General features: G+C 67.4%; 20 protein-coding genes. 7 read left to right on the top strand and 13 right to left on the bottom strand.

All coding sequences use genetic code 11. The annotated features are described in order from the left end of the window. Positions 1-18 precede the first annotated feature (18 nt). The 5 genes from CKW06_RS04505 to CKW06_RS04485 form a co-directional block, all read right to left on the bottom strand. Positions 19-798, bottom strand: coding sequence for a CvpA family protein (locus tag CKW06_RS04505; protein ID WP_012479253.1), 780 nt, complete (start codon positions 796-798; stop codon positions 19-21). A gap of 46 nt (positions 799-844) precedes the next feature. After that, positions 845-1,888, bottom strand: coding sequence for an SPOR domain-containing protein (locus tag CKW06_RS04500; RefSeq protein WP_005408244.1), 1,044 nt, complete (start codon positions 1,886-1,888; stop codon positions 845-847). Positions 1,889-1,969: 81 nt separating this feature from the next. Next, entirely contained in the window at positions 1,970-3,241 is a 1,272-nt protein-coding gene (gene folC, locus CKW06_RS04495) for a bifunctional tetrahydrofolate synthase/dihydrofolate synthase (RefSeq protein ID WP_024956070.1), read from the bottom strand. Between the two features lie 40 nt (positions 3,242-3,281). Further along, the gene (locus CKW06_RS04490; protein ID WP_005408242.1) at positions 3,282-3,926 is read right to left on the bottom strand and encodes a histidine phosphatase family protein; all 645 of its coding nucleotides are present in this window, start codon (positions 3,924-3,926) and stop codon (positions 3,282-3,284) included. Between the two features lie 191 nt (positions 3,927-4,117). After that, complete coding sequence (locus tag CKW06_RS04485; RefSeq protein ID WP_024956071.1) at positions 4,118-6,280, bottom strand: S46 family peptidase; 2,163 nt, start codon at positions 6,278-6,280, stop codon at positions 4,118-4,120. A 478-nt stretch (positions 6,281-6,758) separates the two neighbouring features. Here CKW06_RS04485 and tdh point away from each other — a divergent pair, with 478 nt between their 5' ends. Then, entirely contained in the window at positions 6,759-7,781 is a 1,023-nt protein-coding gene (gene tdh / locus CKW06_RS04480; protein ID WP_032963071.1) for an L-threonine 3-dehydrogenase, read from the top strand. Positions 7,782-7,913: 132 nt separating this feature from the next. Here tdh and CKW06_RS04475 read toward each other — a convergent pair whose 3' ends face one another. Beyond that, the gene (locus tag CKW06_RS04475) at positions 7,914-8,609 is read right to left on the bottom strand and encodes a TorF family putative porin (protein ID WP_005412357.1); all 696 of its coding nucleotides are present in this window, start codon (positions 8,607-8,609) and stop codon (positions 7,914-7,916) included. Positions 8,610-8,807: 198 nt separating this feature from the next. Between CKW06_RS04475 and kbl the strand changes: the two genes are divergently transcribed. Then, positions 8,808-10,016, top strand: a complete 1,209-nt coding sequence (gene kbl / locus CKW06_RS04470; RefSeq protein WP_005408238.1) for a glycine C-acetyltransferase — start codon at positions 8,808-8,810, stop codon at positions 10,014-10,016. Positions 10,017-10,100: 84 nt separating this feature from the next. On the opposite strand, the gene CKW06_RS04465 is transcribed toward kbl, so the two are convergent. The 4 genes from CKW06_RS04465 to CKW06_RS04450 all read right to left on the bottom strand — a co-directional run bounded on the left by CKW06_RS04465 (position 10,101) and on the right by CKW06_RS04450 (position 13,178). Continuing rightward, positions 10,101-10,436: a hypothetical protein gene (locus tag CKW06_RS04465; protein WP_005412356.1), complete on the bottom strand. Its 336-nt coding sequence runs from the start codon at positions 10,434-10,436 to the stop codon at positions 10,101-10,103. Positions 10,437-10,521: 85 nt separating this feature from the next. Then, the gene (locus tag CKW06_RS04460; RefSeq protein WP_038645547.1) at positions 10,522-11,331 is read right to left on the bottom strand and encodes a pseudouridine synthase; all 810 of its coding nucleotides are present in this window, start codon (positions 11,329-11,331) and stop codon (positions 10,522-10,524) included. Between the two features lie 20 nt (positions 11,332-11,351). Beyond that, complete coding sequence (locus tag CKW06_RS04455; protein ID WP_005408235.1) at positions 11,352-11,858, bottom strand: hypothetical protein; 507 nt, start codon at positions 11,856-11,858, stop codon at positions 11,352-11,354. Between the two features lie 219 nt (positions 11,859-12,077). Then, complete coding sequence (locus CKW06_RS04450; RefSeq protein ID WP_005408234.1) at positions 12,078-13,178, bottom strand: OmpA family protein; 1,101 nt, start codon at positions 13,176-13,178, stop codon at positions 12,078-12,080. 357 nt (positions 13,179-13,535) lie between these two features. Here CKW06_RS04450 and CKW06_RS04445 point away from each other — a divergent pair, with 357 nt between their 5' ends. The 5 genes from CKW06_RS04445 (at position 13,536) to CKW06_RS04425 (ending at position 19,248) form a co-directional block, all read left to right on the top strand. Further along, positions 13,536-14,555, top strand: coding sequence for a zinc-binding alcohol dehydrogenase family protein (locus CKW06_RS04445; RefSeq protein WP_038645543.1), 1,020 nt, complete (start codon positions 13,536-13,538; stop codon positions 14,553-14,555). 206 nt (positions 14,556-14,761) lie between these two features. Beyond that, on the top strand, positions 14,762-15,391 hold the full coding sequence (gene yczE, locus CKW06_RS04440; RefSeq protein WP_038645540.1) for a membrane protein YczE: 630 nt from the start codon (positions 14,762-14,764) through the stop codon (positions 15,389-15,391). 373 nt (positions 15,392-15,764) lie between these two features. Further along, on the top strand, positions 15,765-17,795 hold the full coding sequence (locus CKW06_RS04435; protein ID WP_024958789.1) for an NADPH-dependent 2,4-dienoyl-CoA reductase: 2,031 nt from the start codon (positions 15,765-15,767) through the stop codon (positions 17,793-17,795). A gap of 298 nt (positions 17,796-18,093) precedes the next feature. Then, entirely contained in the window at positions 18,094-18,552 is a 459-nt protein-coding gene (locus CKW06_RS04430) for a cell wall hydrolase (protein WP_004154513.1), read from the top strand. Between the two features lie 84 nt (positions 18,553-18,636). Continuing rightward, on the top strand, positions 18,637-19,248 hold the full coding sequence (locus CKW06_RS04425) for a glutathione S-transferase N-terminal domain-containing protein (RefSeq protein WP_005408230.1): 612 nt from the start codon (positions 18,637-18,639) through the stop codon (positions 19,246-19,248). 67 nt (positions 19,249-19,315) lie between these two features. Here CKW06_RS04425 and CKW06_RS04420 read toward each other — a convergent pair whose 3' ends face one another. From CKW06_RS04420 to prpE, 3 genes are all read right to left on the bottom strand, one after another. Beyond that, positions 19,316-20,371 (bottom strand): suppressor of fused domain protein, encoded by a 1,056-nt coding sequence (locus CKW06_RS04420; RefSeq protein WP_024958788.1) that lies wholly within the window; start codon positions 20,369-20,371, stop codon positions 19,316-19,318. Between the two features lie 46 nt (positions 20,372-20,417). Then, the gene (locus tag CKW06_RS04415) at positions 20,418-20,921 is read right to left on the bottom strand and encodes a hypothetical protein (protein WP_024958787.1); all 504 of its coding nucleotides are present in this window, start codon (positions 20,919-20,921) and stop codon (positions 20,418-20,420) included. Positions 20,922-21,139: 218 nt separating this feature from the next. Continuing rightward, positions 21,140-23,020 carry a propionate--CoA ligase gene (gene prpE, locus CKW06_RS04410; RefSeq protein ID WP_024958786.1) on the bottom strand — a complete coding sequence of 627 codons (1,881 nt, stop codon included), beginning with the start codon at positions 23,018-23,020 and terminating at the stop codon, positions 21,140-21,142. Positions 23,021-23,377: the final 357 nt, after the last annotated feature.

Raw genomic sequence — 23,377 nt, 5'->3', positions numbered from 1 at the left:
CCGCTGGGCTGTGCCCAGTTACAAGGAAGGTGGCCGTACCTGGCCGCGGTGGTCGCCGCGCCTGCGGTCGACATTGGCCGGATCGCCCGGCTCGATACTGTCCGGCAGTGCTGGGGCGTCCGGACGCACTTCGGCCGGATCGTAGGAATCGCCCTGTTCCGCTTTCGCAGGCCGCAGCCATCCGCTGCCTGCCACTACCTGGTTGAGGATGCCATTATCGCCTGCCGCGCCCGGCTTTCCCAACCCGGCGCCTGCGTTCTTGCCCAACTCCATCAATGCAGATGGGGACAGCGCGTCGGTCGGCAAGGCCTTGGGCAGCAGATCGGCCCCGGGAACCTCCCAGTGCGGCAGCTTGCTGTTCATCCACGCAACGGTGGGGTTCAGCAGCGGGCGCACCGCCGAGCGCTGCCAGGAGGGCTCGGCAGTCAACGGGGTGAAACTGCCCAGCAGCAGCAGGATCGCGGCGATCAGGCCGCCCCGCACGGCGCCCAGCACCCCGCCCAGCAGGCGGTCCAGGCTGGTCAGCATGCTGCGGTGGACCAGAGCCTTGATGACCATGCCGATCACCGCAACCACGATCATCACGCCGATGCCGACCCCCAGGTAGCCACCGACGAAGTGTTCGCCACCGGGGGCCGCCGGGGCGGCCCACCAATGGGCGGCGTCATTGCCAAAGGCGAAGGCCGCCCACGCGGCCAGCAGCCACGACAGGGTGCCGATGACGATTCCCACGAAGCCGCGCAGCATCCCCAGCAGGGTGGAGGCGGCGATCACGATCAGCAGCACCACGTCGATCATGGCGCCCCGCTCCTTCGGCGGCGCTGGCAACGAGGCTGCGCGTGGGTCATGGGTGCGGTCGGACCATGCCGGCCACGCCGACCTTGGCGGCAACCTGCGCCTTCAGCTGCTCGGCATCGCCACGGTTGGCCACCGGCCCGACGCGGACGCGATGCAGGGTGCCCTTTTCGGTGCGCACCTGCTCGACAAAAGCACTGAAGCCGGCGGCGCGGACCTTGTCGCGCAGGGCGTTGGCATCGTTGGCCTGGCCGAACGCGCCCAGCTGCACGGCAAAGCCGACGCCGCTGGCGGCCGGCGCTGCCGGCGTGGCCGGGGCCGTTGCCGGCTTGCTGGCGGTGGCCTCCGGCTTCGGCTCGGGCTTCGGGGTTTCGGGCTTCGGCGCCGGCTTCGGCGGCTCGGGCTTGGCCGCCGGAGTGGTCGTTGCAGTCGGCGTACTCGGCGGCAGGCTTTCACTGCGCACCGGGTTGCTGCTGGCCGACGGCGCGGTGGCGGCGGATGGGGTACTGGCGCTCGGCGTAGCCGGTGCCGGGGTGGCTGCCACCGGGGCGCTGCTGTCCGCTGCGGCATCCAGGGTGATCACTTCGGCCTTCACATCGGCACGGATCTTCACCGCCTGCAGGCGGGCGGCCTCGGCCTGTGCACGGTCGGCGTACGGCCCCACGCGCACGCGCCATGCCTGGCGGCCGTTGATGGTCGCCGTTTCGGCGAAGCCCGGCAGCTGCGAGCGCTTCAGGTAGGCGATCACCGCGTCGGCGTCGGCCTTGCTGCCGTAGGCACCGAAGGTAACCGCATAGTTGCCGGCGGCGACCGTCGGCGAGGTGTCCACTGTCGGCGGAGTGGCCGGCGTGGCGGCGTCCTGCAGCGGCTTGGCCTGCCCGGTCTGCAGGCCGGTGGCACCACCGGCCGGGGCGACCAGGGGCAGCTCACGGGTTTCGAACTGGCCATCGGCCGGTGCATCCGGCGCGGCGATCGGCACATTGGCCACGCCGCTGTCCGGTGCCGGCCCCTTGACCAGCATCGGCAGGAAAATCACGGCCAGTGCCACCAGCACGATGGCACCAATCAGACGCTGTTTCAGAGGCGTATCCACGTGAGGCAGGCAACTGTCCGGAGATTGGCATCGATTATACGGGTGCCGGACCGGACGGCGTCGGCGTTGGCTGAACGCGTATCAGGCATCGCCCTGCAGCCATTGCAGGGCGGCGGCAGCGGTATGGAAGGAGCCGAACACCAGCACGCGGTCACCGCGCTCGGCCTGGGCCAGCACCTGCGCCAGTGCCTGTTCGACGCTGTCAGCCAGCAGCGCCGTGGCGGCGGCGGTGCCGGCCAGGCGTGCCTGCAGCTGGACGGCGCTCTGCCCGCGCGGGCCTTCCAGCCCGGCCAGGGTCCACTCGCCCACTACGTCCTCCAGCGCCTGCACCACCCCCGCTGCGTCCTTGTCCTGCAGCGCGGCGTACACCGCCAGGGTGCGCCCGGCAGAGACCTCGGCCTTCAGCGCACGCGCCAGCTGGCCCGCCGCCTGCGGGTTGTGGCCGACGTCGACGCGGATCTGCACGCCATCGCGCTCGAATGCCTGCAGCCGGCCGGAAATGCGCGCCGCTGCGACACCGGCGGCCCACGCCGCACGCGGCACCGGCTTGTCCAGCGCGCGCAGCGCGGCGATGGCGGCACCCGCATTGGCCAGCTGGATCGGGCCGGCCAGCGCCGGGGTCGGCAGTTCCATGCGCAGGCCGACATCGCGCCAGCGCCAACGCTGCGCATCGATCGGCTCGTAGAAATAGTCGCTGCCACCACGGATCGCATTGGCGCCAACCAGGTAGGCACGGCGCAGCACGCTCGACGGCGGATCGGTCTCGCCCAGGATCACCGGCTTCCAGCCGCGGATGATGCCGGCCTTCTCGGTCCCGATCGCCTCGCGATCCTCGCCCAGCCACTCGGCATGGTCGATGTCCACGGTAGTGATCACCGCCACGTCGGCGTCCACGATGTTGACCGCATCGAGGCGGCCGCCCAGGCCCACTTCCAGTACCGCCAGGTCCAGCCCGGCGTCGGCGAACAGCTGCAGCGCGGCCAGCGTGCCGTACTCGAAATAGGTCAGCGTGATCTCGCCACGCACGGCTTCGATGGCATTGAACGCGGCGACCAGCGCGGCATCGTCCACGTCCTGGCCGTCGATGCGCACGCGCTCGTTGTAGCGCAGCAGGTGCGGCGAGGTGTAGGCACCGACCTTCCAGCCGGCGGCGCGTGCAATGGCTTCGATGAAAGCCACGGTTGAGCCCTTGCCGTTGGTGCCACCGACCACGATGGTGCGCTTGGCCGGCGCGCCCAGGCCCATCGCCGCGGCCACGGCGCGCACGCGCTCCAGGCCCATGTCGATGCTCGCCGGGTGCTGGCGTTCAATGTAGTCCAGCCAGTCGGCCAGGGTGGTCGGGGTGTTCGTCACGGCAGCGGTTCCAGCAGAAGCAGTTGATGCGGGGGATGGATCAGAGGGCGCGGTGCTTGGCTTCGCCGAAGAACGGCGTGTGGTGGGCGCAGTCGTTCAGGCGCACCACTTCCAGGCTGTCCAGGTCGGCGCCTTCGAGCAGGTTGAGCGTGGTCGGTGCCTGGCGGAAGGTCCACAGGCGGGAAAGCGGCAGGCCCAGCACCTTGCACAGGATCACGCGGTTGACCGCATCGTGCGCAACCACCAGCAGGGTGTCGTGCTCACCGAGGCCTTCGGTGGCACGCGCCAGCCCACGCCAGCTGCGCTCCAGCACCAGGCGCAGCGATTCGCCGCCGGGCATCAGCACCGTATCCGGCTCCTCGCGCCAGGCCTGCAGGCGCGACGGATCCTTCTCGTGGATCTCGCTGGCGAGCAACCCTTCCCATTCACCGTGGGCGATTTCCTGCAGCTCCGGCTCGGTCAGCAGCATGTCGGCGCGGGCGGCGCCAAGCGCCAGCTGCGCGGTGCGCTGCGCGCGCGACAGCGGCGAGGCGACGGCACGGGTGATGTCCACCGAGGCCAGGCGGGCACCCAGTGCCTGGGCCTGGGCTTCACCGATCGGCGAAAGCGGAATATCGATCTGGCCCTGGTAGCGGCCTTCGGCGTTCCACGGCGTTTCGCCGTGGCGGGCAAGCAGGATGCGCATGCGTGCAAGGGGTCCTGGGGGGAGGAGGTTTCCGCGTTTCGTTCACATCCTGTGAAGTACGCGGAACAGGGATGATACCTGTTCGGCGCACCGGGCCGGGCCGGGCATGAAAAAACCCCGCGACGTGAGTCGCGGGGTTTGGGAAACTCCGGCTATCTGGTCGAGGTTGCCGGCCAGCGGCCGGCACTACCTCACTTCGCCAGGTTCAGTTCCTTCAGCAGCTGCGGCGCCGGCGCCACTTCCTGCATGATCCACTGCATGTAGCGGCTGTCGACGGCGATCATGCGGGTCATCACCGGGTCGAACACCCAGTTGGAGCTGACCGATTCCCAGTTGCCATCGAAGGCCAGGCCGACCAGCTTGCCGTTGGCGTCCAGCACCGGCGAACCCGAGTTGCCACCGGTGATGTCCAGGTTGGACAGGAAGTTCACCGGCACCGAACCAATGCGCTTGTCTTCCAGGCCGCCGTAACGCTTGGCCTTGACTGCATCAAGCAGCGCCTTCGGCGAATCGAACGGATCCTCACCGGTTTCCTTCGCCGCCACGCCTTCCAGGGTGGTGAACGGGGTGTACTTCACGCCGTCCTTGCCATAGCCCATGACGTTGCCGAAGGTGATGCGCAGCGACAGGTTGGCGTCCGGGTAGACGAACTCACCCTGGCTCTTCTTGTAGTCGGCCACGGCCTGCAGGTACAGCGGGCGTGCGGTCAGCGATTCGCCTTCGCGGATCTTCTTCTGCTCTTCCTGCTTCAGCAGTGCCGGCATGACGGCCACGGCGTACTGGATGGCCGGATCGTTGCTGGCCTCAAACGCGGCGCGGTCGGCTTTGAACCATTTCAAGCGTGCGTCCAGGCTGCCCAGCTCGGTGCCCGACAGCTTGCCCACCAGCGACTTCACCGCAGCGGCATCGCTGCCGGCCAGCCACTTGTTCAGCACTTCGTTGTCGCGCTGTGCGGCCGGCAGGGCCACGTACTGGTCCAGCCAGTAGGCCTGCAGCTGCTGGTCCATCTTCGCCACGTAGCGGCGGTCCATCTGCTTCAGGCCGCCTTCGATGGTGGTCAGGTCGCGTTCCTGGTAACCGGCTTCGCGCTCGGCATCCGGCTTGCTGCGCTCGATCGACAGGCGGTACAGGGTGATCGCCGCGCCAACGGCCGAGGTGTTGTTGAACTGACCGACGAACAGGTCGCGTTCGCGGGTCGACTTGCTGGTATCCAGATGCTTGAGCAGCTGCGAGTGTGCCGCCAGGGCCGGCTTGCCGGCAGCGCCCTGCTTCTTCAGCCACGCCAGCACGGCGGCTTCTTCAGCCTGCTTCTGGCCAGCGGCGTCGATGCGCTTGAAGCCTTCCAGCTGGCCCAGGTAGTTCTTGGCCACGTTGTTCATGCTGGCGGCGGTGGCGGCGTACTTCACCTTGACGTCGGCGTCGGCCTTGCCGGCGTCGGCGATCATCTTCAGCACGGCGTTGTAGTGCTTGGCGATGGTCGGGTAGGTGAAGCTGGCGGTTTCGTTGAATTCACCGGCCAGTGCATAGCGGTTGGTGCGGCCCGGGTAGCCCGCCACCATCACGAAGTCGTCGGCACCCAGCGGCTGGTCGGCGAACTTCAGGAAGTGCTTGGGCTGGTACGGCACGTTGTCGGCGGCGAAGGCGGCCGGCTTGCCGTCCTTGCCGACGTAGGCGCGGTAGAACGAGAAATCGCCGGTGTGGCGCGGCCACATCCAGTTGTCGACGTCGCCGCCGAACTTGCCGACGCTGCCCGGGGGCGCGTAGACCAGGCGCACGTCCTTGATTTCCATGTTGCGGAACAGGCGGTAGGTGTTGCCGCCGGAGAAGCTGTACAGGCGGCAGCGGAAGCCGGCATCGGCTTCACAGGCGGCGACCTGGGCCTTGTCGAAGGCGTCCAGCGCGCGGCTGCGGGCCAGCGGGTCGTTGCCGGCGGCAGCGATGGCGGCCTTGGCCTGGGTGGTGACGTCGGTGATCTGGTCGAGCACGAACACGCGGGCGTTCGGGCCGGCGCTCAGTTCGTCCTTCAGGGTCGGCGCGTTGAAGCCGTCCTTGATCAGGTTCTTCTGCGCGGTCGAATTCAGCTGGATGGCGCCATAAGCGCAGTGGTGGTTGGTGACCACCAGGCCCTGCGGCGAGACGAAGCTGGCGGTGCAGCCGCCGAGGGCGACGACCGCGCCCATCGGGTCGCCGGTCAGGTTGGACAGCTGTTCCGGGGACAGCTTCAGGCCGGCCTTCTGCAGCGGGCCGGCGATTTCCGGCAGCTGCTGCGGCACCCACATGCCTTCAGCGGCATGGGCGACCTGGGCCAGCCCGAGGCTGGCGACGATGGAGAATGCAAGCAGGTTCGAGCGCATGGAGCGGCCCCTGGTAGTGGAACCCTCGATTGTAGCCCGCCGCCCTGCCCCGCCCCGAACCCCGGAAGTCATGGGCCTACTTCTCGCGCTGCCATGCGCACGTCGGCCGCGCACATGGAATCGTCCAGAGGGGGCGTGGTCACCATGGCCGGGACCGTTGGCGCCATGGGCCGGGCGCATGCGACTGGCGGGTTGGGCAGGACGCCCAACCCCGGTCTTGCCGTGTGCGCAGGACAGCGCGCACGAGCAAGGCGCCATCGAGCACCATGGATGGGCTTTTGCGTGTCCCGGCCAGGGTGACCACGCCCCCTCCCCCGGAATCAAGGAGGCGCTGCTGTTTGCGGCACGTTCGAAACGCCCGCCTGCGCACGCCTTTCGTTCCGCCACTGCACCCGCAGCGCAACATGGGAAATCCGCGCGGCACCCTATAATCCGCGCTTTCCCCCTGATGAGTTCCACCCCGATGGCGCAGCAAACGATGAAGGCCCTGGTCAAGCGCGAAGCGGCCAAGGGCGTCTGGCTGGAAGAGGTTCCGGTGCCGACCCCGGGCCCGAACGAGGTCCTGATCAAGCTGGAGAAGACCGCGATCTGCGGTACCGACCTGCACATCTACCTGTGGGACGAGTGGAGCCAGCGCACCATCAAGCCGGGCCTGACCATCGGCCACGAATTCGTCGGTCGCGTCGCCGCACTCGGCTCGGCCGTGACCGGCTATGAAATCGGCCAGCGCGTCTCGGCCGAAGGCCACATCGTCTGCGGCCACTGCCGCAACTGCCGTGGCGGCCGCCCGCACCTGTGCCCGAACACCGTCGGCATCGGCGTCAACGTCAACGGCGCCTTCGCCGAGTACATGGTGATGCCGGCCAGCAACCTGTGGCCGATCCCGGACCAGATCCCGTCGGAGCTGGCTGCGTTCTTCGACCCGTACGGCAATGCCGCGCACTGTGCGCTGGAGTTCAACGTGATCGGCGAGGACGTGCTGATCACCGGTGCCGGCCCGATCGGCATCATCGCCGCCGGCATCTGCAAGCACATCGGTGCGCGCAACGTGGTGGTGACCGACGTCAATGATTTCCGCCTGAAGCTGGCCGCCGACATGGGTGCCACCCGCGTGGTCAACGTGGCCAACCAGTCGCTGAAGGACGTGATGAAGGAACTGCACATGGAGGGCTTCGACGTGGGCCTGGAAATGAGCGGCAACCCGCGCGCGTTCAACGACATGCTCGACTGCATGTACCACGGCGGCAAGATCGCCATGCTCGGCATCATGCCCAAGGGCGCCGGCTGCGACTGGGACAAGATCATCTTCAAGGGCCTGACCGTGCAGGGCATCTACGGCCGCAAGATGTACGAGACCTGGTACAAGATGACCCAGCTGGTGCTGTCCGGCTTCCCGCTCGGCAAGGTGATGACCCACCAGCTGCCGATCGACGACTTCCAGAAGGGCTTCGACCTGATGGAAGAAGGCAAGGCCGGCAAGGTTGTTTTGAGCTGGAATTGACCCTTCGCCGTGCGCGATGGGTGGGTGCCGAGCCTGCTCGGCACACCTTGAAATTGAAAAAGGCGCCCGATGGGCGCCTTTTTCTTTGGTGTTGCCGGCCAGCGGCCGGCACTACCCGTAACGCCTGCCGCGTTACTTGCCTACGGCGACGCTCAGCATCACCCGGCTGTGGGCCAGCTTGCCGGAATTGTCACGGCCGTTGCCGTCGGTGCCGTAGTAGCCCAGGCCGACGTTGAACAGGCCGAACTGGCGCGCGACGCCGACGTTCCAGTCGGTGTAGTCCTTGGCGATGCCGTCCTCGAAGGTGCTGCGACCGACGTTGGCATTCAGGGTGAAGTCCTTCGGCAGGCCCCAGCTGCCGCCCAGGCCGAAGTACCAGCCATCGGTGCTGCTGTTCCAGACATCGTTGGTGTAGGCCACCGTCAGCTTGTAGGTGTCATCCAGCGTGGTGGTGGTGATCAGCTCGTTGTAGTTCTGGTGGCTGGACTTCAGGTAGGTGTAGCGGTTCAGCAGCACGTCGAAGTTGACGCGCTCGGTGACGTCCACGCCGTAGCCGATCAGGTAGTCGACCTCGGTCTTCGGGTCACCCGCACCAAAATCCACGCCCGAGCCCCACACGCCTGCGTACAGGCCAACCGGGCTGGTGTAGGTGAAACCGGCCTGCAGGGTCGGATCCTCGTCGGTCTGCGACACACCACGGAACAGGTAATCGGAAACAGCGGTGACGTTCCAGCTGTACGGCGATTCGTTTTCCTGGGCGCTGGCGGCGAACGGGGCGGCCAGGGTCAGGGCAGCGGCAATGGCGAGGCAGGCACGGGCGTGCTTCATGGGCGTCTCCGAGGGTGGCGGGGGCGGGAAGGGGGAGCGGGCAACCGGCGCCAGACAGGCGCGTTTCACGAATTTTTAACCCGTTTGCTATTGCGATGCAACATGTGCCACCCGTGGCGGTGCCCTGCCCGGCCCGGTCGAAGGCCGTCGTAGCCCGGTAGAATCAACGGTTTCCCCGTTCAGAGCCGTGCCCACGCCATGACCGACGCCTCCTCCGCCCTGACCCGCCACTACGCCGAGGAACTGGACGCCATCCGCGCCCAGGGCCTGTTCAAGTCCGAGCGGATCATCACCAGCCCGCAGTCGGCCGAGATCACCCTCGAGGATGGCCGCAAGGTGCTGAACTTCTGTGCCAACAACTACCTGGGCCTGGCCGACCATCCGGACCTGATCCAGGCCGCCAAGGATGCGCTGGATACCCACGGCTTCGGCATGGCCTCGGTGCGCTTCATCTGCGGTACCCAGGACCTGCACAAGCAGCTGGAGAAGCAGATCGCCGACTTCTTCGGCAAGCAGGACACCATTCTGTACGCCGCCTGTTTCGACGCCAACGGCGGCCTGTTCGAACCGCTGCTCGGTGAGAACGACGCGATCATTTCCGATGCACTGAACCACGCCTCGATCATCGACGGCGTGCGCCTGTGCAAGGCCAAGCGCTTCCGCTACGCCAACTGCGACATGGCCGACCTGGAAGCCCAGCTGCAGGCCGCCGATGCCGCCGGCTGCAAGACCAAGCTGATCACCACCGACGGCGTGTTCTCGATGGACGGCTTCATTGCCCCGCTGGACGAGATCACCGCGCTGGCGAAGAAGTACAACGCGCTGGTGCACATCGACGAATGCCACGCCACCGGCTTCCTCGGTGCCACCGGCCGCGGCTCGGCCGAAGTGAAGGGCGTGCTGGAGAAGATCGACATCATCACCGGCACCCTGGGCAAGGCCATGGGCGGCGCACTGGGCGGCTTCACCTGCGCCAGCGCCGAGGTGATCGAGCTGCTGCGCCAGCGTTCGCGGCCGTACCTGTTCTCCAACTCGCTGCCGCCGCATGTGGTGGCCGCCGGCATCAAGGCGTTCGAGATGCTGGCCGCCGCTGACGACCTGCGCGACACCCTGGTGGAGAACACCCGCTACTTCCGCGAAAAGATGGTCGCCGCCGGTTTCGACGTGAAGCCGGGCGTGCACCCGATCAGCCCGGTGATGCTGTACGACGCACCGCTGGCGCAGAAGTTCGCCGAGCGCCTGCTCGAAGAAGGCATCTACGCGATCGGCTTCTTCTTCCCGGTGGTGCCCAAGGGCCAGGCGCGCATCCGCACCCAGATCAGCGCTGCGCACAGCCGCGAGCACCTGGACCGCGCGATCGATGCGTTCACCCGCATCGGTGTCGAGCTGGGCGTGATCAAGGGTTGATCCCAGCGGTCAAAGCGTGCCGACCAAGGTCGGCACCTACCAGAGCTTGAGGGCGTGCCGACCGAGGTCGGCACCTTCCCGGCATCACTTCTTTTTCTTCTTGCCCTTCGGCTCGTCCTTGCTGGCCACCACCACCGGCTTGGCGGCAGCGTCCTGGCCGTTGCCCTTGGCAACGCGGATGCCGTTGGCCTTCATCCAGGCATCGAACTCGTCGGCGGTCATCTTCTTGTCGCCGTTGCTCATCAGGAAGCGGTAGCTGCCGCGGCCATCCAGCTCCGGGGTCTTCACTTCCACCACCGGGGTTTCGGCCGGCGTTTCTGCCTTGGCCACCTTCTTGTGGCCACCACAGGCGGTCAGCAGCACCATCGGCAGCAGCAGGCCTGCGCAGCGCAGGGTTTGGTTGAGGGTCGGGTGGTACATGGGCAGGCTCCGTTCGGGAAGTTCAGCAACCAGGCGCCCCCTACGCCTGGAACGGTGGCCGGCAACCGCCGGCCGCGGGCGATGATCAGCCCGGTGCAGCGGCCCCCAGCCGCTGCTGGTCATTGACCTCCAGCATCCGCCACTGGCCCTTGCCGAGATCGCCGAGCTGCAGCCCGCCGATCGCAACCCGGACCAGGCGCAGCACCTGCAGGTCGAAGGCCGCCAGCAGGCGGCGGATGTGGCGGTTGCGGCCCTCGTCGAGGACCACCTCCAGCCACGCGGTCTTGTCGCCGCTGCGCAGCACGCGCACGGCCTGGGCCACGAGGAACTCGCCCTCGTCATCCACGCCAGCCTGCAGGGCCGCCAGCGTGGCGTCATCTGGCAGGCGGTCGACCTGCACGTGGTACGTCTTCTGCGGACCGGTTTCCGGATCGGTCAGGCGCGCCGCCCACTGCGGATCGTTGCTGAACAGCAACAGCCCTTCACTGGCCTTGTCCAGGCGCCCGACCGGCGCTATCCACGGCAGCCCTGCACCATCGAAACAGCGGTAGACGGTGTCGCGGCCACGCTCGTCCTGCACGGTGGTCACCACCCCGCGTGGCTTGTTGAGCATCAGGTACAGGCGCTGCGGTGCGCCCATCGGCTGGCCATCGACCTCGATCGGCGGCGCCGGCTGGCCAATCGGGAACTCGGGATCCCGCACGATGCGGCCGGAGACGCGTACGCGGCCCTCGGCAATCCAGCGCGCGGCCTCGCTGCGCGAGCAGACGCCGGCCTTGGACAGCACGCGCGCCAGGCCATGACGGACACCGGCGGCTGTGGCAGCGGGAGTCGCACGCCCACGCGATGCGTGGGAGCGGGCGGCGGGGGCGGCAGGTGGGCGGCGCGTGCGCAAGCCTCTGCTCCCCGCGGTGCTTACTTCTTGTCGACCGGCTTGGTCTCAGCCGGTGCTTCGGCCGGGGCCGGAGTGGCGGCCGGAGCCGGACGCGCCTTGACCACACGCACGCCACGCGCCTTCATCCAGGCGTCGAACTCTTCGGCGGTCATGCGCTTGCCGTTCTGGCTCATGTCGAAGCGCCAGGGCGTGTTGTCGAATTCGGTCTGCGGCTTGTAGGCCGCCGGATCGTTCGGCTTCACCGCCGGTGCGCTCGGAATGGCCTTGGCGATGTTCTGGCAGCCATCGATGCGCAGGCGCTGCAGCACCTGGTCCAGCGACTGCGACGGATCGTAGTTGCTGCTCAGCACGCCGGCCGGCATGCCCAGCTGGTTGCCACGGATGTAGAGCTCGTCGGCCACCGGCGCGATGGTCGTGGCCGGCAACGGCAGCGGCGAGGCGCTGGTGTTGACCGAGCAATCGACCGCAGCGTGGGCGGCGGGAACCAGGGCCAGCGCCAGAACGGCGGCCGATGCAGAGCGCAGCATGAAGGGCATCCAGGAAAGGAAGTGACGCGGCGAGTTTAGCAATGCCGCGACAGCTTTCAAGCGCCACTTTCAATGAATACGGCAACCCATTGGTTTTACGGACAAAAACCCGACGAACGGTTACCCCCGGACCGGCAGGCACCGGATTCCGGGCCGCAGAAACAACAAGACCCGGCCGAAGCCGGGTCCTGCTGTGTCCTACTGGCAGAGCGTCAGAACTTAGTTCTGGACGTTCAGCTCGGTACGACGGTTCTTGGCGCGACCTTCCGGGTTGTCCGAACCATCCGGGTTGGTGTTCGGAGCAATCGGACGGCTCTCGCCGTAGCCGATCGGGCCGACCAGGCGACCGGCGTCAACGCCGTTCTTGGTCAGGTAGTTGTACACGGCGGTAGCACGACGCTCCGACAGCTTCTGGTTGTAAGCGTCGGTACCCTTCGAGTCGGTGTGACCGGCGACTTCAACGCGCAGATCCGGGTAACGCTTCAGGATCTCGGTGGCTTCGCTCAGGATCGCCACGGCGTCCGGACGCAGGTTCGACTTGTCGAAGTCGAAGTTGACGCCCTTCAGGTCGATGGAGACCGGCACCGGGCAACCGTCCGGACCGATGGTCTGACCCGGCTGCGAGTTCGGGCACTTGTCGTCGCAGTTGTTGACGCCGTCACCGTCGTCATCCAGGTCGGCGCAGCTCGGGGCAACCGGAGCCGGAGCCGGAGCAGCCGCGACCGGAGCCGGGCCCAGCGGGATCACGACGCCGACCGAAGCCAGCACGTCGCCGAACCAGCTTTCATCGTTGCCGGCACGCTTCGGGTTCACGCTCTGGTCGTCGAAATCAGCGCGGTAGGCGACTTCGGCACGGACAGCGACGCGCTTCTCGAAGGTGGTCTGCAGACCGACGCCGACCTTGGCGGCAAAGTTGCCGTCCTTGCGGTCAGCCAGGCCACCGCTGATCGGGTTGTACTCTTCTTCCGACTTCTGGTAGCCCAGGCCGGCCAGCAGGTACGGGTTCCAGCCGCGGCCTTCCTTGATGAAGTGGCGACGCAGGTCCAGCGAGACGCCGTACTGCGACCAGTTCATGTCCTTGTTGGCGTCGAAGTTCGGGTTCTGGTAGTTCAGCTCACCGTCCAGCGACCAGTTCGGGCTGATGAACTTGCCCAGGCCCAGGGTGACGAACGGAGCGTCATTGGTCAGGCGGTCGCTGTCCTGGAAGTTGAAGCCGGCCGAACCGGTCAGGTACCAGCGGTCATCGAACTCCTGCGCGGACGCAGCCTGGGCGAAAGCCAGACCACCCAGCAGCGCGGCAGTAAGGATCTTCTTGTTCATTGAGTACAGCTCCTATTTCGGGGGTATGAAACCGGTAGAGGCATGGGCCAGCACTAGTGCGTCGATGTTCGACAGCCGATTCAGCACGCCACCGCCGCGAACATTATGCTCAGGCGGGTGAAGGTCATGTTAACAGTCCCGTAACATGTGAAGTATCGCGCCCGACCCTCCACCGGTCCGACGTTGAAACCCTATACAGGATGATGAAAATCCGCAAGACCCTCACGCTGCAAGGGTTTGACGGGGTTTAAGTGCGGAATACGACATATTGCGCAACAGCTTGCTCCACCCGATTCAGCGTATCTGCTGAAACGTGAGGAACTCTATGATGGAGCCACGTACCCAGCCGGAGCCGAGATGAAAGCTGTCGCCCTGAGTCGTGAATCCGCCCCCGCCCTCTGCGATATCCACCTACCCCCGCCGCTGCCTCCGGGTGGCCGCGACCTGCTGATCCGGGTCGAGGCCGTCTCGGTAAACCCGGTCGACGGCAAGCAGCGGGCGGCCACCGATCCGGCCACGCTCGAAGCACCCCGCGTACTCGGCTGGGACGCCGCCGGGGTGGTCGAAGCGATCGGCGAGGACGCCAGCCTGTTCGCGTCCGGCGACGAGGTCTACTACGCCGGTGATGTCACCCGGCCGGGCTGCAATGCGCAGTTCCATCTTGTGGACGAACGGCTGGTAGCGCGCAAGCCGACCACGCTCGACTTCGCCGAAGCGGCCGCACTGCCACTGACCACGCTCACCGCATGGGAACTGCTGTTCCAGCGCATGCCATTGCAGCTGGATGATCGCCGCCATGCCGGCCAGCACCTGCTGGTGATCGGCGGAGCAGGCGGCGTTGGATCGATGGCGATCCAGCTGGGCCGGCATGCCGGATTCGAGGTGATCGCCACCGCCTCGCGTGAATCATCGATCGACTGGTGCCGGCAGATGGGTGCCCAGCATGTAATCGACCACCGGCAGCCGCTGCTGCCCCAGCTGCAGGCATTGGGCATCGACGCAGTACAGGTCGCGCTCAACCTGGCCGACACCGACCATTACTGGGATGCGTTGGGTCAGCTGCTGGCGCCGCAGGGCCATGTCGGCCTCATCGTCGAACCGCGCGGCGCGCTGCGCATCGGTGATCCCTACAAGGCCAAGTGCATCGGCATCCACTGGGAGTTCATGTTCGCGCGTTCGCGCTTCGCCACGGCGGACCGCATCGAACAGCACCGCATCCTCAGCCGCGCGGCCAGCATGATCGACGCTGGCCAGCTGCGCGGCACCCTCAGCGAGACGCTGGGCGCGATCAATGCGGCGAATCTGGACATCGCGCATCAGCGCTTGGCCAGCGGGCGCACGGTGGGCAAGCTGGCGCTGGCCGGCTGGGGCGACTGAGCCAGGCTGGAACGCCGGTGCAGTGCCGAGCCATGTTCGGCTGGCGGTGCCAGGCAAAGCAGCCGGAGCATGGCCCAGCTCCACAGAACGGCCCATGCGCAGGATCGACGACTCCTGTAGCGGTGGATCGGCCGGCATCTGTATCTATGGGAGTGACTGAATCGGGATTACGGTGGAAACAGCCCCCCCTCCCTCCGAGCGCCACCATGCCCACCGCCCCGCCCCTGCGTCTGCTGCAACTGATCATCGGCCTGTTCCTGTACGGCTTCGGCGCCTCGCTGATGATCCGTGCAGCAATCGGCGTGGCCCCCTGGGACGTGTTGTCGCAGGGCATCGCCGCACAGACGCCGCTATCGTTCGGCCTGGCCACCAATGTGATCGGTGCGCTGGTGCTGCTGCTGTGGTGGCCATTGCGACAGAAGCCGGGCGTCGGCACCGTGCTCAACGTGATGTTGATCGGTCCATCCGCGCAGTTCGGGCTGTGGTTGCTTCCCCCGGCGGTCGGCCTTGGCTGGCAGCTGGCGATGTTCTGCGCCGGCATGCTGCTGGTCGCCCTGGCCACCGGCCTGTACATCGGCGCCAAGCTCGGGCCCGGCCCGCGCGACGGCCTGATGACCGGCCTGCATGCCCGCACCGGCTGGCCGATCTGGAAGGTGCGCAGCCTGATCGAGGGCAGCGTGCTGCTGCTGGGTTGGTGGCTCGGCGGCAACGTCGGTGTCGGCACCCTCGCCTTCGCCCTGCTGATTGGCCCCCTGTGCGGAGTAACGCTGGGCTGGTTCGGGATTGGGCGTCCCCCGGTAGTGCCGGCCGCTGGCCGGCAACCGCAATCACCCTGAGCTGATCGAATGCCGGCCAGCGGCCGGCACTACCGCCCCCGGAGTTCGGGGGCAGCGCCGCAGGCGCGGGGTTGGAGGCAGATAAGTGGGGCCCGCGGTTCGCGCAGCGAAATGCGGGAGCGACAGCACGCATGTGCCGAGCGTACCCGGCCAGCGGCCGGCACTACCGCCCCCCGGAGTTCGGGGGCAGCGCCGCAGGCGCGGGGGTTGGAGGCAGGTAAGTGGGGCCCGCGGTTCGCGCAGCGAAATGCGGGAGCGACAGCACGCATGTGCCGAGCGTACCCGGCCAGCGGCCGGCACTACCGCCCGCGCCCCTTGCCCCGGCCGCCGTTTCCCGGCACGCTTCGCGCTTCCGTACGCAAGCGTATCGATCATGTCGCCAGCCAACGAAAGCGCCTATCCCCACCTGTTCGCCCCGCTGGACCTGGGCTTCACCCAGCTGCGCAACCGCGTGCTGATGGGTTCGATGCACACCGGCCTGGAAGATCGCGCCCGCGACTTTCCGCGCCTGGCCGCCTACTTCGCCGAACGCGCCGAAGGTGGCGTCGGCCTGATCGTCACCGGTGGCTTCGCGCCGAACGTGGTCGGCTGGCTGAAGCCCTTTGGCGGAAAGCTGTCCTGGCCCTGGGAAGTGCGCCCGCACCGGCAGCTCACCGCGGCCGCGCACCAGCACGGCGCGAAGATCTGCCTGCAGCTGCTGCATGCCGGCCGCTATGCCTACCATCCCCTGTCGGTGGCACCGTCGAAGCTGAAGGCGCCGATCAACCCGTTCACCCCCCGTGCGCTGTCGGCCAGCGGCGTCGAGCGGCATATCGCCGACTACGCACGCAGCGCGAAGCTGGCCCGCGAAGCCGGCTACGATGGCGTCGAAGTGATGGGCTCGGAGGGCTACCTCATCAACGAGTTCATCGCCCCGCGCACCAACAAGCGCTCCGACCGCTGGGGTGGCGACGCCAACCAACGCATGCGTTTTGCAGTGGAGATCGTGCGCCGCATCCGCGAGGCCTGCGGCCCGGACTTCATCATCATCTACCGCCTGTCGCTGGTGGATCTGGTTGACGACGGCAGCAACTGGGAAGAGATCGTGCAGCAGGCCCAGGCCATCGAGGCGGCTGGCGCGACGATCATCAATTCCGGCATCGGCTGGCACGAAGCGCGCATCCCGACCATTGCCACCTCGGTGCCGCGCGCCGCCTTCGCCGGTGTCACCGCCAAGCTCAAGCCGCATGTAACGGTGCCGCTGGTGGCGACCAACCGCATCAACATGCCCGACGTCGCCGAGCACATCCTCGCCAGCGGCGGCGCCGACATGGTGTCGCTGGCGCGCCCGCTGCTGGCCGACCCGCAATGGCCCAACAAGGCCCGCGCCGGCCGCGCCGAGGCGATCAACACCTGCATCGCCTGCAACCAGGCCTGCCTGGACCACGTGTTCGAGAACAAGCTGGCCAGCTGCCTGGTCAATCCGCGTGCCGCACACGAGACCGAGCTGGTCTACCGCCCGGCTGCCACGCCGAAAAAGGTCGCGGTGGTCGGCGCAGGTCCGGCCGGCCTGGCTTGCGCCACGGTGGCCGCCGAGCGCGGCCACCAGGTCACCCTGTTCGATGCCAACGACGAGATCGGTGGCCAGTTCAACGTGGCCAAGCGCATCCCCGGCAAGGAAGAGTTCCACGAGACCCTGCGCTATTTCCGCCACAAGCTGGCTGAAACCGGCGTGCAGCTACGCCTGGGCACGCGAGCAGACGCGGCCAGCCTGGCCGGCTTCGACGAGGTGGTGCTGGCCACCGGCATCACGCCGCGCAAGGTCGACTTCCCCGGCGCCAACCACGCCAAGGTGGTCAGCTACCTGGACGTGCTGCGGGGCCGGGTCGAAGTGGGCGCCAGTGCGGCGATCATCGGCGCCGGCGGCATCGGCTTCGATGTCGGCGAGTTCCTCAGCCACGCTGGTGAGTCCCCCTCGCTGGACCCACAGCGCTGGATGGCCGAATGGGGCGTGGACAGCACGTTCGAGGCCCGCGGCTCGCTGGCCAGGCCGCAGCCCGAGGCATCGCCGCGGCGGCTGTGGCTGCTGCAGCGCAGCCCCGGCAAGCCCGGCGCGCGGCTGGGCAAGACCACCGGCTGGATCCACCGCGCCAAGCTGAAGGCCAAGGGCGTGCGCATGCTCGGCGGCGTCGAGTACCTGGGCGTGGACGACGAAGGCCTGCGCATCCGCGTGGAAGGCAGCGAACAGCTGCTGCCGGTCGACCATGTGGTGGTCTGCGCCGGGCAGGAACCCAACCGTTCGCTGCAGGCCGAACTGCAGGCCGCCGGCATCAACGCGCAGCTGATCGGCGGTGCCGATGTAGCGGCCGAACTGGACGCCAAGCGGGCCATCGACCAGGGCAGCCGGGTGGCCGCCGCGCTCTGATGAGCGCATGAATGGGGGACGGAATGTGATTTCCGTCACCCCTCCCGAACCTGAATGTCAAGCCGGACGGTTCACGATGCGTTCGGCTACGCCCCCCTACCTTGCGCCATCTTTCCGCTCACCAGCCAGTTTCCGGTGAGCCGGCGCAGCCCCCACGATCGGTACTGGTCGTTTCTTTTGGGGCTGCCCACGGGGCGGCCCCGATGGCCGCCTCCCCATGACGCCAAGTCGTCCCCCGCATCCTGTCGCCCCCGCGACTGGAAGCGGAGAGTGCGGCCCATACGGAGCAAGGAGTTATATGAAACTGGCCTGGATTCTCTGGCTGTCGCAGTTGTTGCCGCAGCCGGCCGCTGATTCACTGTGTCTGAGCACCACCGTTTACCTGGAAGCCCGCGACCAGACCCTGCGCGGCCAGCAAGCCGTTGCCGAGGTCGCCCTGCGCCGCCTCGACAGTGGCCTGTGGGGCGACTCGATGTGCCAGGTGGTCACCGCGCGCAAGCAGTTCGCGCCGACCATCGTCTCCCCCGGCACCCAGCTGGGCAATGACGCGGCCTGGAGCGAGGCAATGAACGTGGCCTTCGACGCCGAGCGCAACTGGGCGCTGCCGGCCGGCGAGCGCCGCGAGATCGTGCCCGGAGCCAGCCACTTCGCCGCGTTGTCCATCGCCAGCCCGAACTGGCGCAACGCCTACCAGGTGGCCACCATCGGCGATCACACCTTCTATAAGGTGCAGAACCTCAAGCCGCGGCAGTCGTAACGATCCGTGCTGGCGGCAGCGTTGCCGCCCGCTGGCAGGCTCTGGGATAGTGGGCGTTTCCCGCCCGCATCACCTGGAGTTCCCATGAAGCTGTACAGCAAGCCCGGTGCCTGTTCCACCGCCGACCACATCGCCCTGCAGTGGACCGGCCAGCCGTTCGAGGTCGAACTGCTGAACAAGGACACCCTGAAGGGTCCGGAATTCCTCAAGATCAATCCGGCCGGCGCCGTTCCCGCGCTGGTCGATGGCGACTTCGTGCTGCTGCAGAACGCCGCGATCATGGGCTATATCGCCGACACCTACCCGCAGGCCGGCCTCGGCGGCGATGGCAGTGCGCGCCAGCGTGCCGAAGCCACCCGCTGGCTGGCCTTCGTCAATTCCGACGTGCATCCGGCCTTCTCGCCGCTGTTCGCACCGGGCAAGTTCATCGCCGACGAAAGCCAGTTCGATGCGATCCGCGCCGCCGCACACAAGCGCCTGCGTGGCCTGTTCGAGACCGCTGACAGGCAGCTGGCCGACAAGCCCTGGCTGGCCGGCTTCCGCAGTTTCGCCGATCCGTACTTCTACATCACCCTGCGTTGGGCCGCCGGCACCAAGGTCGACCTGTCGGGCCTGGACAACCTGGCCGCCTACAAGGCACGCATGGACGCCGATGCCGGCGTGCAGGCCGCCCTGAAGGCCGAAGGCCTGGCCTGAGCCTGACCCGGGGTCGGATCCGTCTGCACAGCAGGCGGCTCTGACCCCACCGGCGCCATCACCACACTCAGCCGATCTGGCGGATCACTTCACCGTTGGCATCGCGCAGGTAGGTCGGCACCACTTCGATGCGCAGCGCTCCCGCCACCGGGTAGATGCCACGTTCGGCACGCACGCCCGCCAGGGCCTGCAGCCCCGTCTCGTCCAGCACCCAGCGCGCGCTGTCGGCCGATACCTCGCCGGTTTCACCGCGCGCTGCCGGAATGAATTCCCACTGCCGCTCGCGGCTGGCCAGTTCCAGCGATTTGCCGTGGCGCAGGCGCAATGGCAGCAGCTCGCACACACTGGCCACCTGGCCGGCGCCGAGCACCAGGGTGGTGACGCCCGCCTCCTGCCGCCAATCCAGTGTCTCGATGAACAACATGCCGGTGCTGGAGCCCTCGCGCTCACTGCCGGCCCGCACCTGTGCGGCGAGTGTCGGATCCTCCAACAGGTTGCCGCGATGCAGGTCGCTGATCCACAGCGGCATCGCCGGTTGCAGCGCCTGCAGCACGCCGCGCGTCGACCAACGCTTGACCGCTTCCATCTCCTCATCGGTCAGCCCGACCAGCTGCAGGAACTGCAGGTGGCCATTGGCGGTGTCGCGCGCAGGCAACTGCGGATCGGCGATGAAGGCCAGGTGGCACAGGCGCGTGCCGGTCTCCAGCGCAATCGGGCCGTTGGCGTTCAGATGGTGACCATCCTCGAACACGTTGCCGCTGCCAAACACGTAGCGCGCCAGGTTCTGCAGCAGGTTCATCGGCCACACCGGCGGGGTACTGCCGGCGTGCTCACCGGCTCCAGCAGCCAGGCGGAAGGTCAGCTCGAAACCATAGCCGCTGGCGGCGGCATCGCTGCTCTCCTTGGTGTACAGCTCGGAGAAGCCGTAGGTGATGTAATGCCAATGCGGTACCGGTGCATCCACCCAGTACACGCTGATGCCATCCAGTGGATCCTGGCCACCCAGCGTGTACGGCAACGCCGTACCGTAGTGACGGGGTTCCTGGCCGGCATACAGCGGCGCCAGCGCCGCATTGATCGCGTCCCAGCCTGGGGTGTCGGTGTCGTCGTGGTCGTCCTGCACGCGGGACTCCTTGTGGGGAAGTGAACCGATCACTTTACGCGGTGGCTCAGGCCTGCACGACCTCGCCGCCACCATTGAGCACGGCGGCCTGGGTTTCCTGCCACCAGCGCTGCGCCAGCGCCGGGCTGCGCGCCTTGCCCACCGCCGCCAGCAGTTCCGGGCACAGGCGTTCCAGTGCAAGTGCATCGGTGCAGCGTTCAATCTTCAACTGCATGAAGTAGCCCTTCAGGCCCAGGTGGCGCCGCACCGCCTCGCTCATCGCGTCGTACAGCTGCTGGTACAACGCCGGATCCTGTTCGCGGCCGGTGCTGATGCCACGTACCGGTGCCACCTCGGCATTGCCACCGATCACTTCGATCAGGCCCTGCGCTTCCAGCTGCTCCAGTGCATCGGCCGGCGCGCGCAGGCCTTCGAACAGGCCACGCAATTCAGTGTCATCGCGATGCCCGTCGACCATCAGCAGGATCGAACGCAGTGCCGCCGGCAGGCGCCGGCCACGGTCTTCGATTTCCTGACGGCCAGCAGCCGTCTTGGCGTGCAGCAATGCCATTGCCTCCCCCTCCCTCGATGCGCAATGCCGGCGCGCCCTGACGGGCACGCCCCCCTGTGTGCCATCCCCGGACGGCACGCGCCTTCCCCGGCGCGCGCCGCGTATTGCAGGTCGATGACAGGCCGAGCTTAGCGCAAGTGCCGCGGGTAGTGCCGGCCGCTGGCCGGCAACCTCGGGATTGAGTGGGGGGGGGCCGGCCAGCGGCCGGCACTACCGGATCAGCGCCCCAGCGCGCGGCGGATCTCCTCCAGCGCGCTGGGATCATCCAGCGTCGACAGGTCGCCCGGATCACGCTGTTCGGCCAGCGCCTGCAGCGAGCGCCGCAGCAGCTTGCCGGAGCGGGTCTTGGGCAGTGCATTGACCACGTGTACGTGCGCCGGGCGTGCGACCGCGCCGAGCGAGGTGGTCACCGTCGCCATCATCTCGGCCACCACCCGCGCCGGATCCTCGCCATCGAGCCCTTGCTTGAGGGTGACGAACACCAGCGGCACCTGCCCCTTCAGTTCGTCCTTGACCCCGATCACCGCGGCCTCGGCCACCCGCGGATGGCTGGAAATGGCCTCCTCGATCTCGCGCGTGCCCAGACGGTGCCCGGCTACGTTGATGACATCATCGGTGCGACCGAGGATGAAGGTGTAGCCATCGTCGTCGCGGATCGCCCAGTCCAGCGAGCTGTACAGCAGTTCCTTGAAGTGGCTGAAGTAGCTCTGCAGGAAGCGGCTGTCATCATTCCACACGGTGCTCATGCAACCCGGCGGCAGCGGTGGCGACACCACCAGCACGCCCTTCTGCCCCGGTGCGACTTCCTCGCCAGTGTTCTCGTCGATCACCTTCATCCGGTAGCCGAGATTGGGGAAGCCCGGCGAACCGAAGCGCACCGGCTTCATCTCCAGGCCCGGCAACAGGGTCAGTGCCGGCCAGCCGGTTTCGGTCTGCCAGTAGTTGTCGATGATCGGCTTGCCGAGCGCTTCGCTGATCCAGTGCGCGGTCGGCTCGTCGAGCGGCTCGCCGGCCAGGAACAGATACTTCAGCGCACGCAGGTCGTGGCGATGGATGAAGTCCGCGTCGTGCTTCTTCAGCACGCGGATGGCAGTGGGCGAGGAGAACATCGTGCGCACGTTGTACTGCTCGCACAGCGCCCACCAGATGCCCGGGTCCGGGTTGGTCGGCAGCCCTTCGTACAGCAGCGACGTGCAGCCACCGATCAGCGGGCCGTACACATTGTAGGAGTGGCCCACCGCCCAGCCGACATCGGAGGTGGAGAACATCACCTGGCCCGGCTTGCAGTCGAACACGGTCTCCATCGACTGCGCCATCGCCACTGCATAGCCGCCCACATCGCGCTGCACGCCCTTCGGCTTGCCGGTGGTGCCGGAGGTGTACAGCAGGTAGCTCGGCTCGCTCGCTTCCAGCCACTGCACCGGCACGTCGACTTCACCGATCTGCGCACGCAGCGTGGCGTAGTCCACGTCACGGCCCGGCACGCGGGGTTCGGCGGCATCCAGCCCACGCGACACGATCAGCACATGCGGTGGCGGCGAAGCCGCTTCGGCGCAGGCGGCGTCGACCATCGGCTTGTACGGAATCAGCTTGCCACCGCGCATGCCGGCGTCCGCCGCGATCAGCAGCTTGGGCTTGGCATCGTCGATGCGCAGCGCCAGGTTGTGCGCCGCAAAGCCCCCGAACACCACCGAGTGCACCGCACCGATGCGCGCACAGGCCAGCATCGCAAACACCGCTTCGGCCATGTTCGGCATGTAGATCACCACGCGGCCACCGTGGCCGACGCCGAGGTGCTTGAGTACCGCGGCGAAGTCGTTCACTTCGCGGTACAGCTGGTGATAGGTGATCTCGCGTGTGCTGTTGGTTTCGGTGGAGATGGCGACCAGTGCGAGCTGGTCGGCGCGCTCGGCCAGGTGGCGGTCGACGGCGTTGTAGCAGAGATTGGTTTCGCCGCCGACGAACCAGCGCCGGAACGGCGGGTTGCTGTAGTCGAGCACCTGCTGCGGCGGTTTATGCCAATGGATGCGCTTGGCTTCCTCGCCCCAGAAGGCCTCCGGCTCGTCGATCGAGCGACGGTAGGTTTCCTCGTAGTTCATGACGCAGCCCTCCCAGACAAAGTCATGGGTTCGAGGATAGTCCGGCGCTGCCGCGCGGGCCGCCCTACCTTGGTAGGGGGTGGGGTCTGTTATGCAGGGCTTGCAGCCCTGCACCCGCGGTAGTGCCGGCCGCTGGCCGGCAACCTCAGAAGCAACAGCCGAAGCAACAGCGGGTTTCCCGTGGGATGGCGGGATGGGTTCGGTGGCGGGAGACGCCGTAAACCCGTCCATGGGGGCTTGGCCGCGGCATCCATGCCGCGGACACTCCCGCCACCGGACCCACCCCGCCTTCGACAGATTCCGCGATCTGTCGGAACGGCATATTGTTCTGATCGGTGTCGACCTTGGTCGACACGG

Origin of the sequence: Stenotrophomonas maltophilia (assembly GCF_900186865.1) — a bacterium.
GTDB lineage: Bacteria > Pseudomonadota > Gammaproteobacteria > Xanthomonadales > Xanthomonadaceae > Stenotrophomonas > Stenotrophomonas maltophilia.
This window is presented reverse-complemented; position numbering and strand designations above follow the sequence as displayed.

What these genes read in the sequence shown, in the direction of transcription:
- CKW06_RS04505 (WP_012479253.1), bottom strand. Translation starts at nt 798, where the DNA reads ATGATCGACGTGGTGCTGCTGATCGTGATCGCCGCCTCCACCCTGCTG.
- CKW06_RS04490 (WP_005408242.1), bottom strand. Translation starts at nt 3,926, where the DNA reads ATGCGCATCCTGCTTGCCCGCCACGGCGAAACGCCGTGGAACGCCGAA.
- CKW06_RS04485 (WP_024956071.1), bottom strand. Translation starts at nt 6,280, where the DNA reads ATGCGCTCGAACCTGCTTGCATTCTCCATCGTCGCCAGCCTCGGGCTG.
- tdh (WP_032963071.1), top strand. Translation starts at nt 6,759, where the DNA reads ATGAAGGCCCTGGTCAAGCGCGAAGCGGCCAAGGGCGTCTGGCTGGAA.
- CKW06_RS04475 (WP_005412357.1), bottom strand. Translation starts at nt 8,609, where the DNA reads ATGAAGCACGCCCGTGCCTGCCTCGCCATTGCCGCTGCCCTGACCCTG.
- kbl (WP_005408238.1), top strand. Translation starts at nt 8,808, where the DNA reads ATGACCGACGCCTCCTCCGCCCTGACCCGCCACTACGCCGAGGAACTG.
- CKW06_RS04465 (WP_005412356.1), bottom strand. Translation starts at nt 10,436, where the DNA reads ATGTACCACCCGACCCTCAACCAAACCCTGCGCTGCGCAGGCCTGCTG.
- CKW06_RS04455 (WP_005408235.1), bottom strand. Translation starts at nt 11,858, where the DNA reads ATGCTGCGCTCTGCATCGGCCGCCGTTCTGGCGCTGGCCCTGGTTCCC.
- CKW06_RS04450 (WP_005408234.1), bottom strand. Translation starts at nt 13,178, where the DNA reads ATGAACAAGAAGATCCTTACTGCCGCGCTGCTGGGTGGTCTGGCTTTC.
- CKW06_RS04445 (WP_038645543.1), top strand. Translation starts at nt 13,536, where the DNA reads ATGAAAGCTGTCGCCCTGAGTCGTGAATCCGCCCCCGCCCTCTGCGAT.
- yczE (WP_038645540.1), top strand. Translation starts at nt 14,762, where the DNA reads ATGCCCACCGCCCCGCCCCTGCGTCTGCTGCAACTGATCATCGGCCTG.
- CKW06_RS04435 (WP_024958789.1), top strand. Translation starts at nt 15,765, where the DNA reads ATGTCGCCAGCCAACGAAAGCGCCTATCCCCACCTGTTCGCCCCGCTG.
- CKW06_RS04430 (WP_004154513.1), top strand. Translation starts at nt 18,094, where the DNA reads ATGAAACTGGCCTGGATTCTCTGGCTGTCGCAGTTGTTGCCGCAGCCG.
- CKW06_RS04425 (WP_005408230.1), top strand. Translation starts at nt 18,637, where the DNA reads ATGAAGCTGTACAGCAAGCCCGGTGCCTGTTCCACCGCCGACCACATC.
- CKW06_RS04415 (WP_024958787.1), bottom strand. Translation starts at nt 20,921, where the DNA reads ATGGCATTGCTGCACGCCAAGACGGCTGCTGGCCGTCAGGAAATCGAA.
- prpE (WP_024958786.1), bottom strand. Translation starts at nt 23,020, where the DNA reads ATGAACTACGAGGAAACCTACCGTCGCTCGATCGACGAGCCGGAGGCC.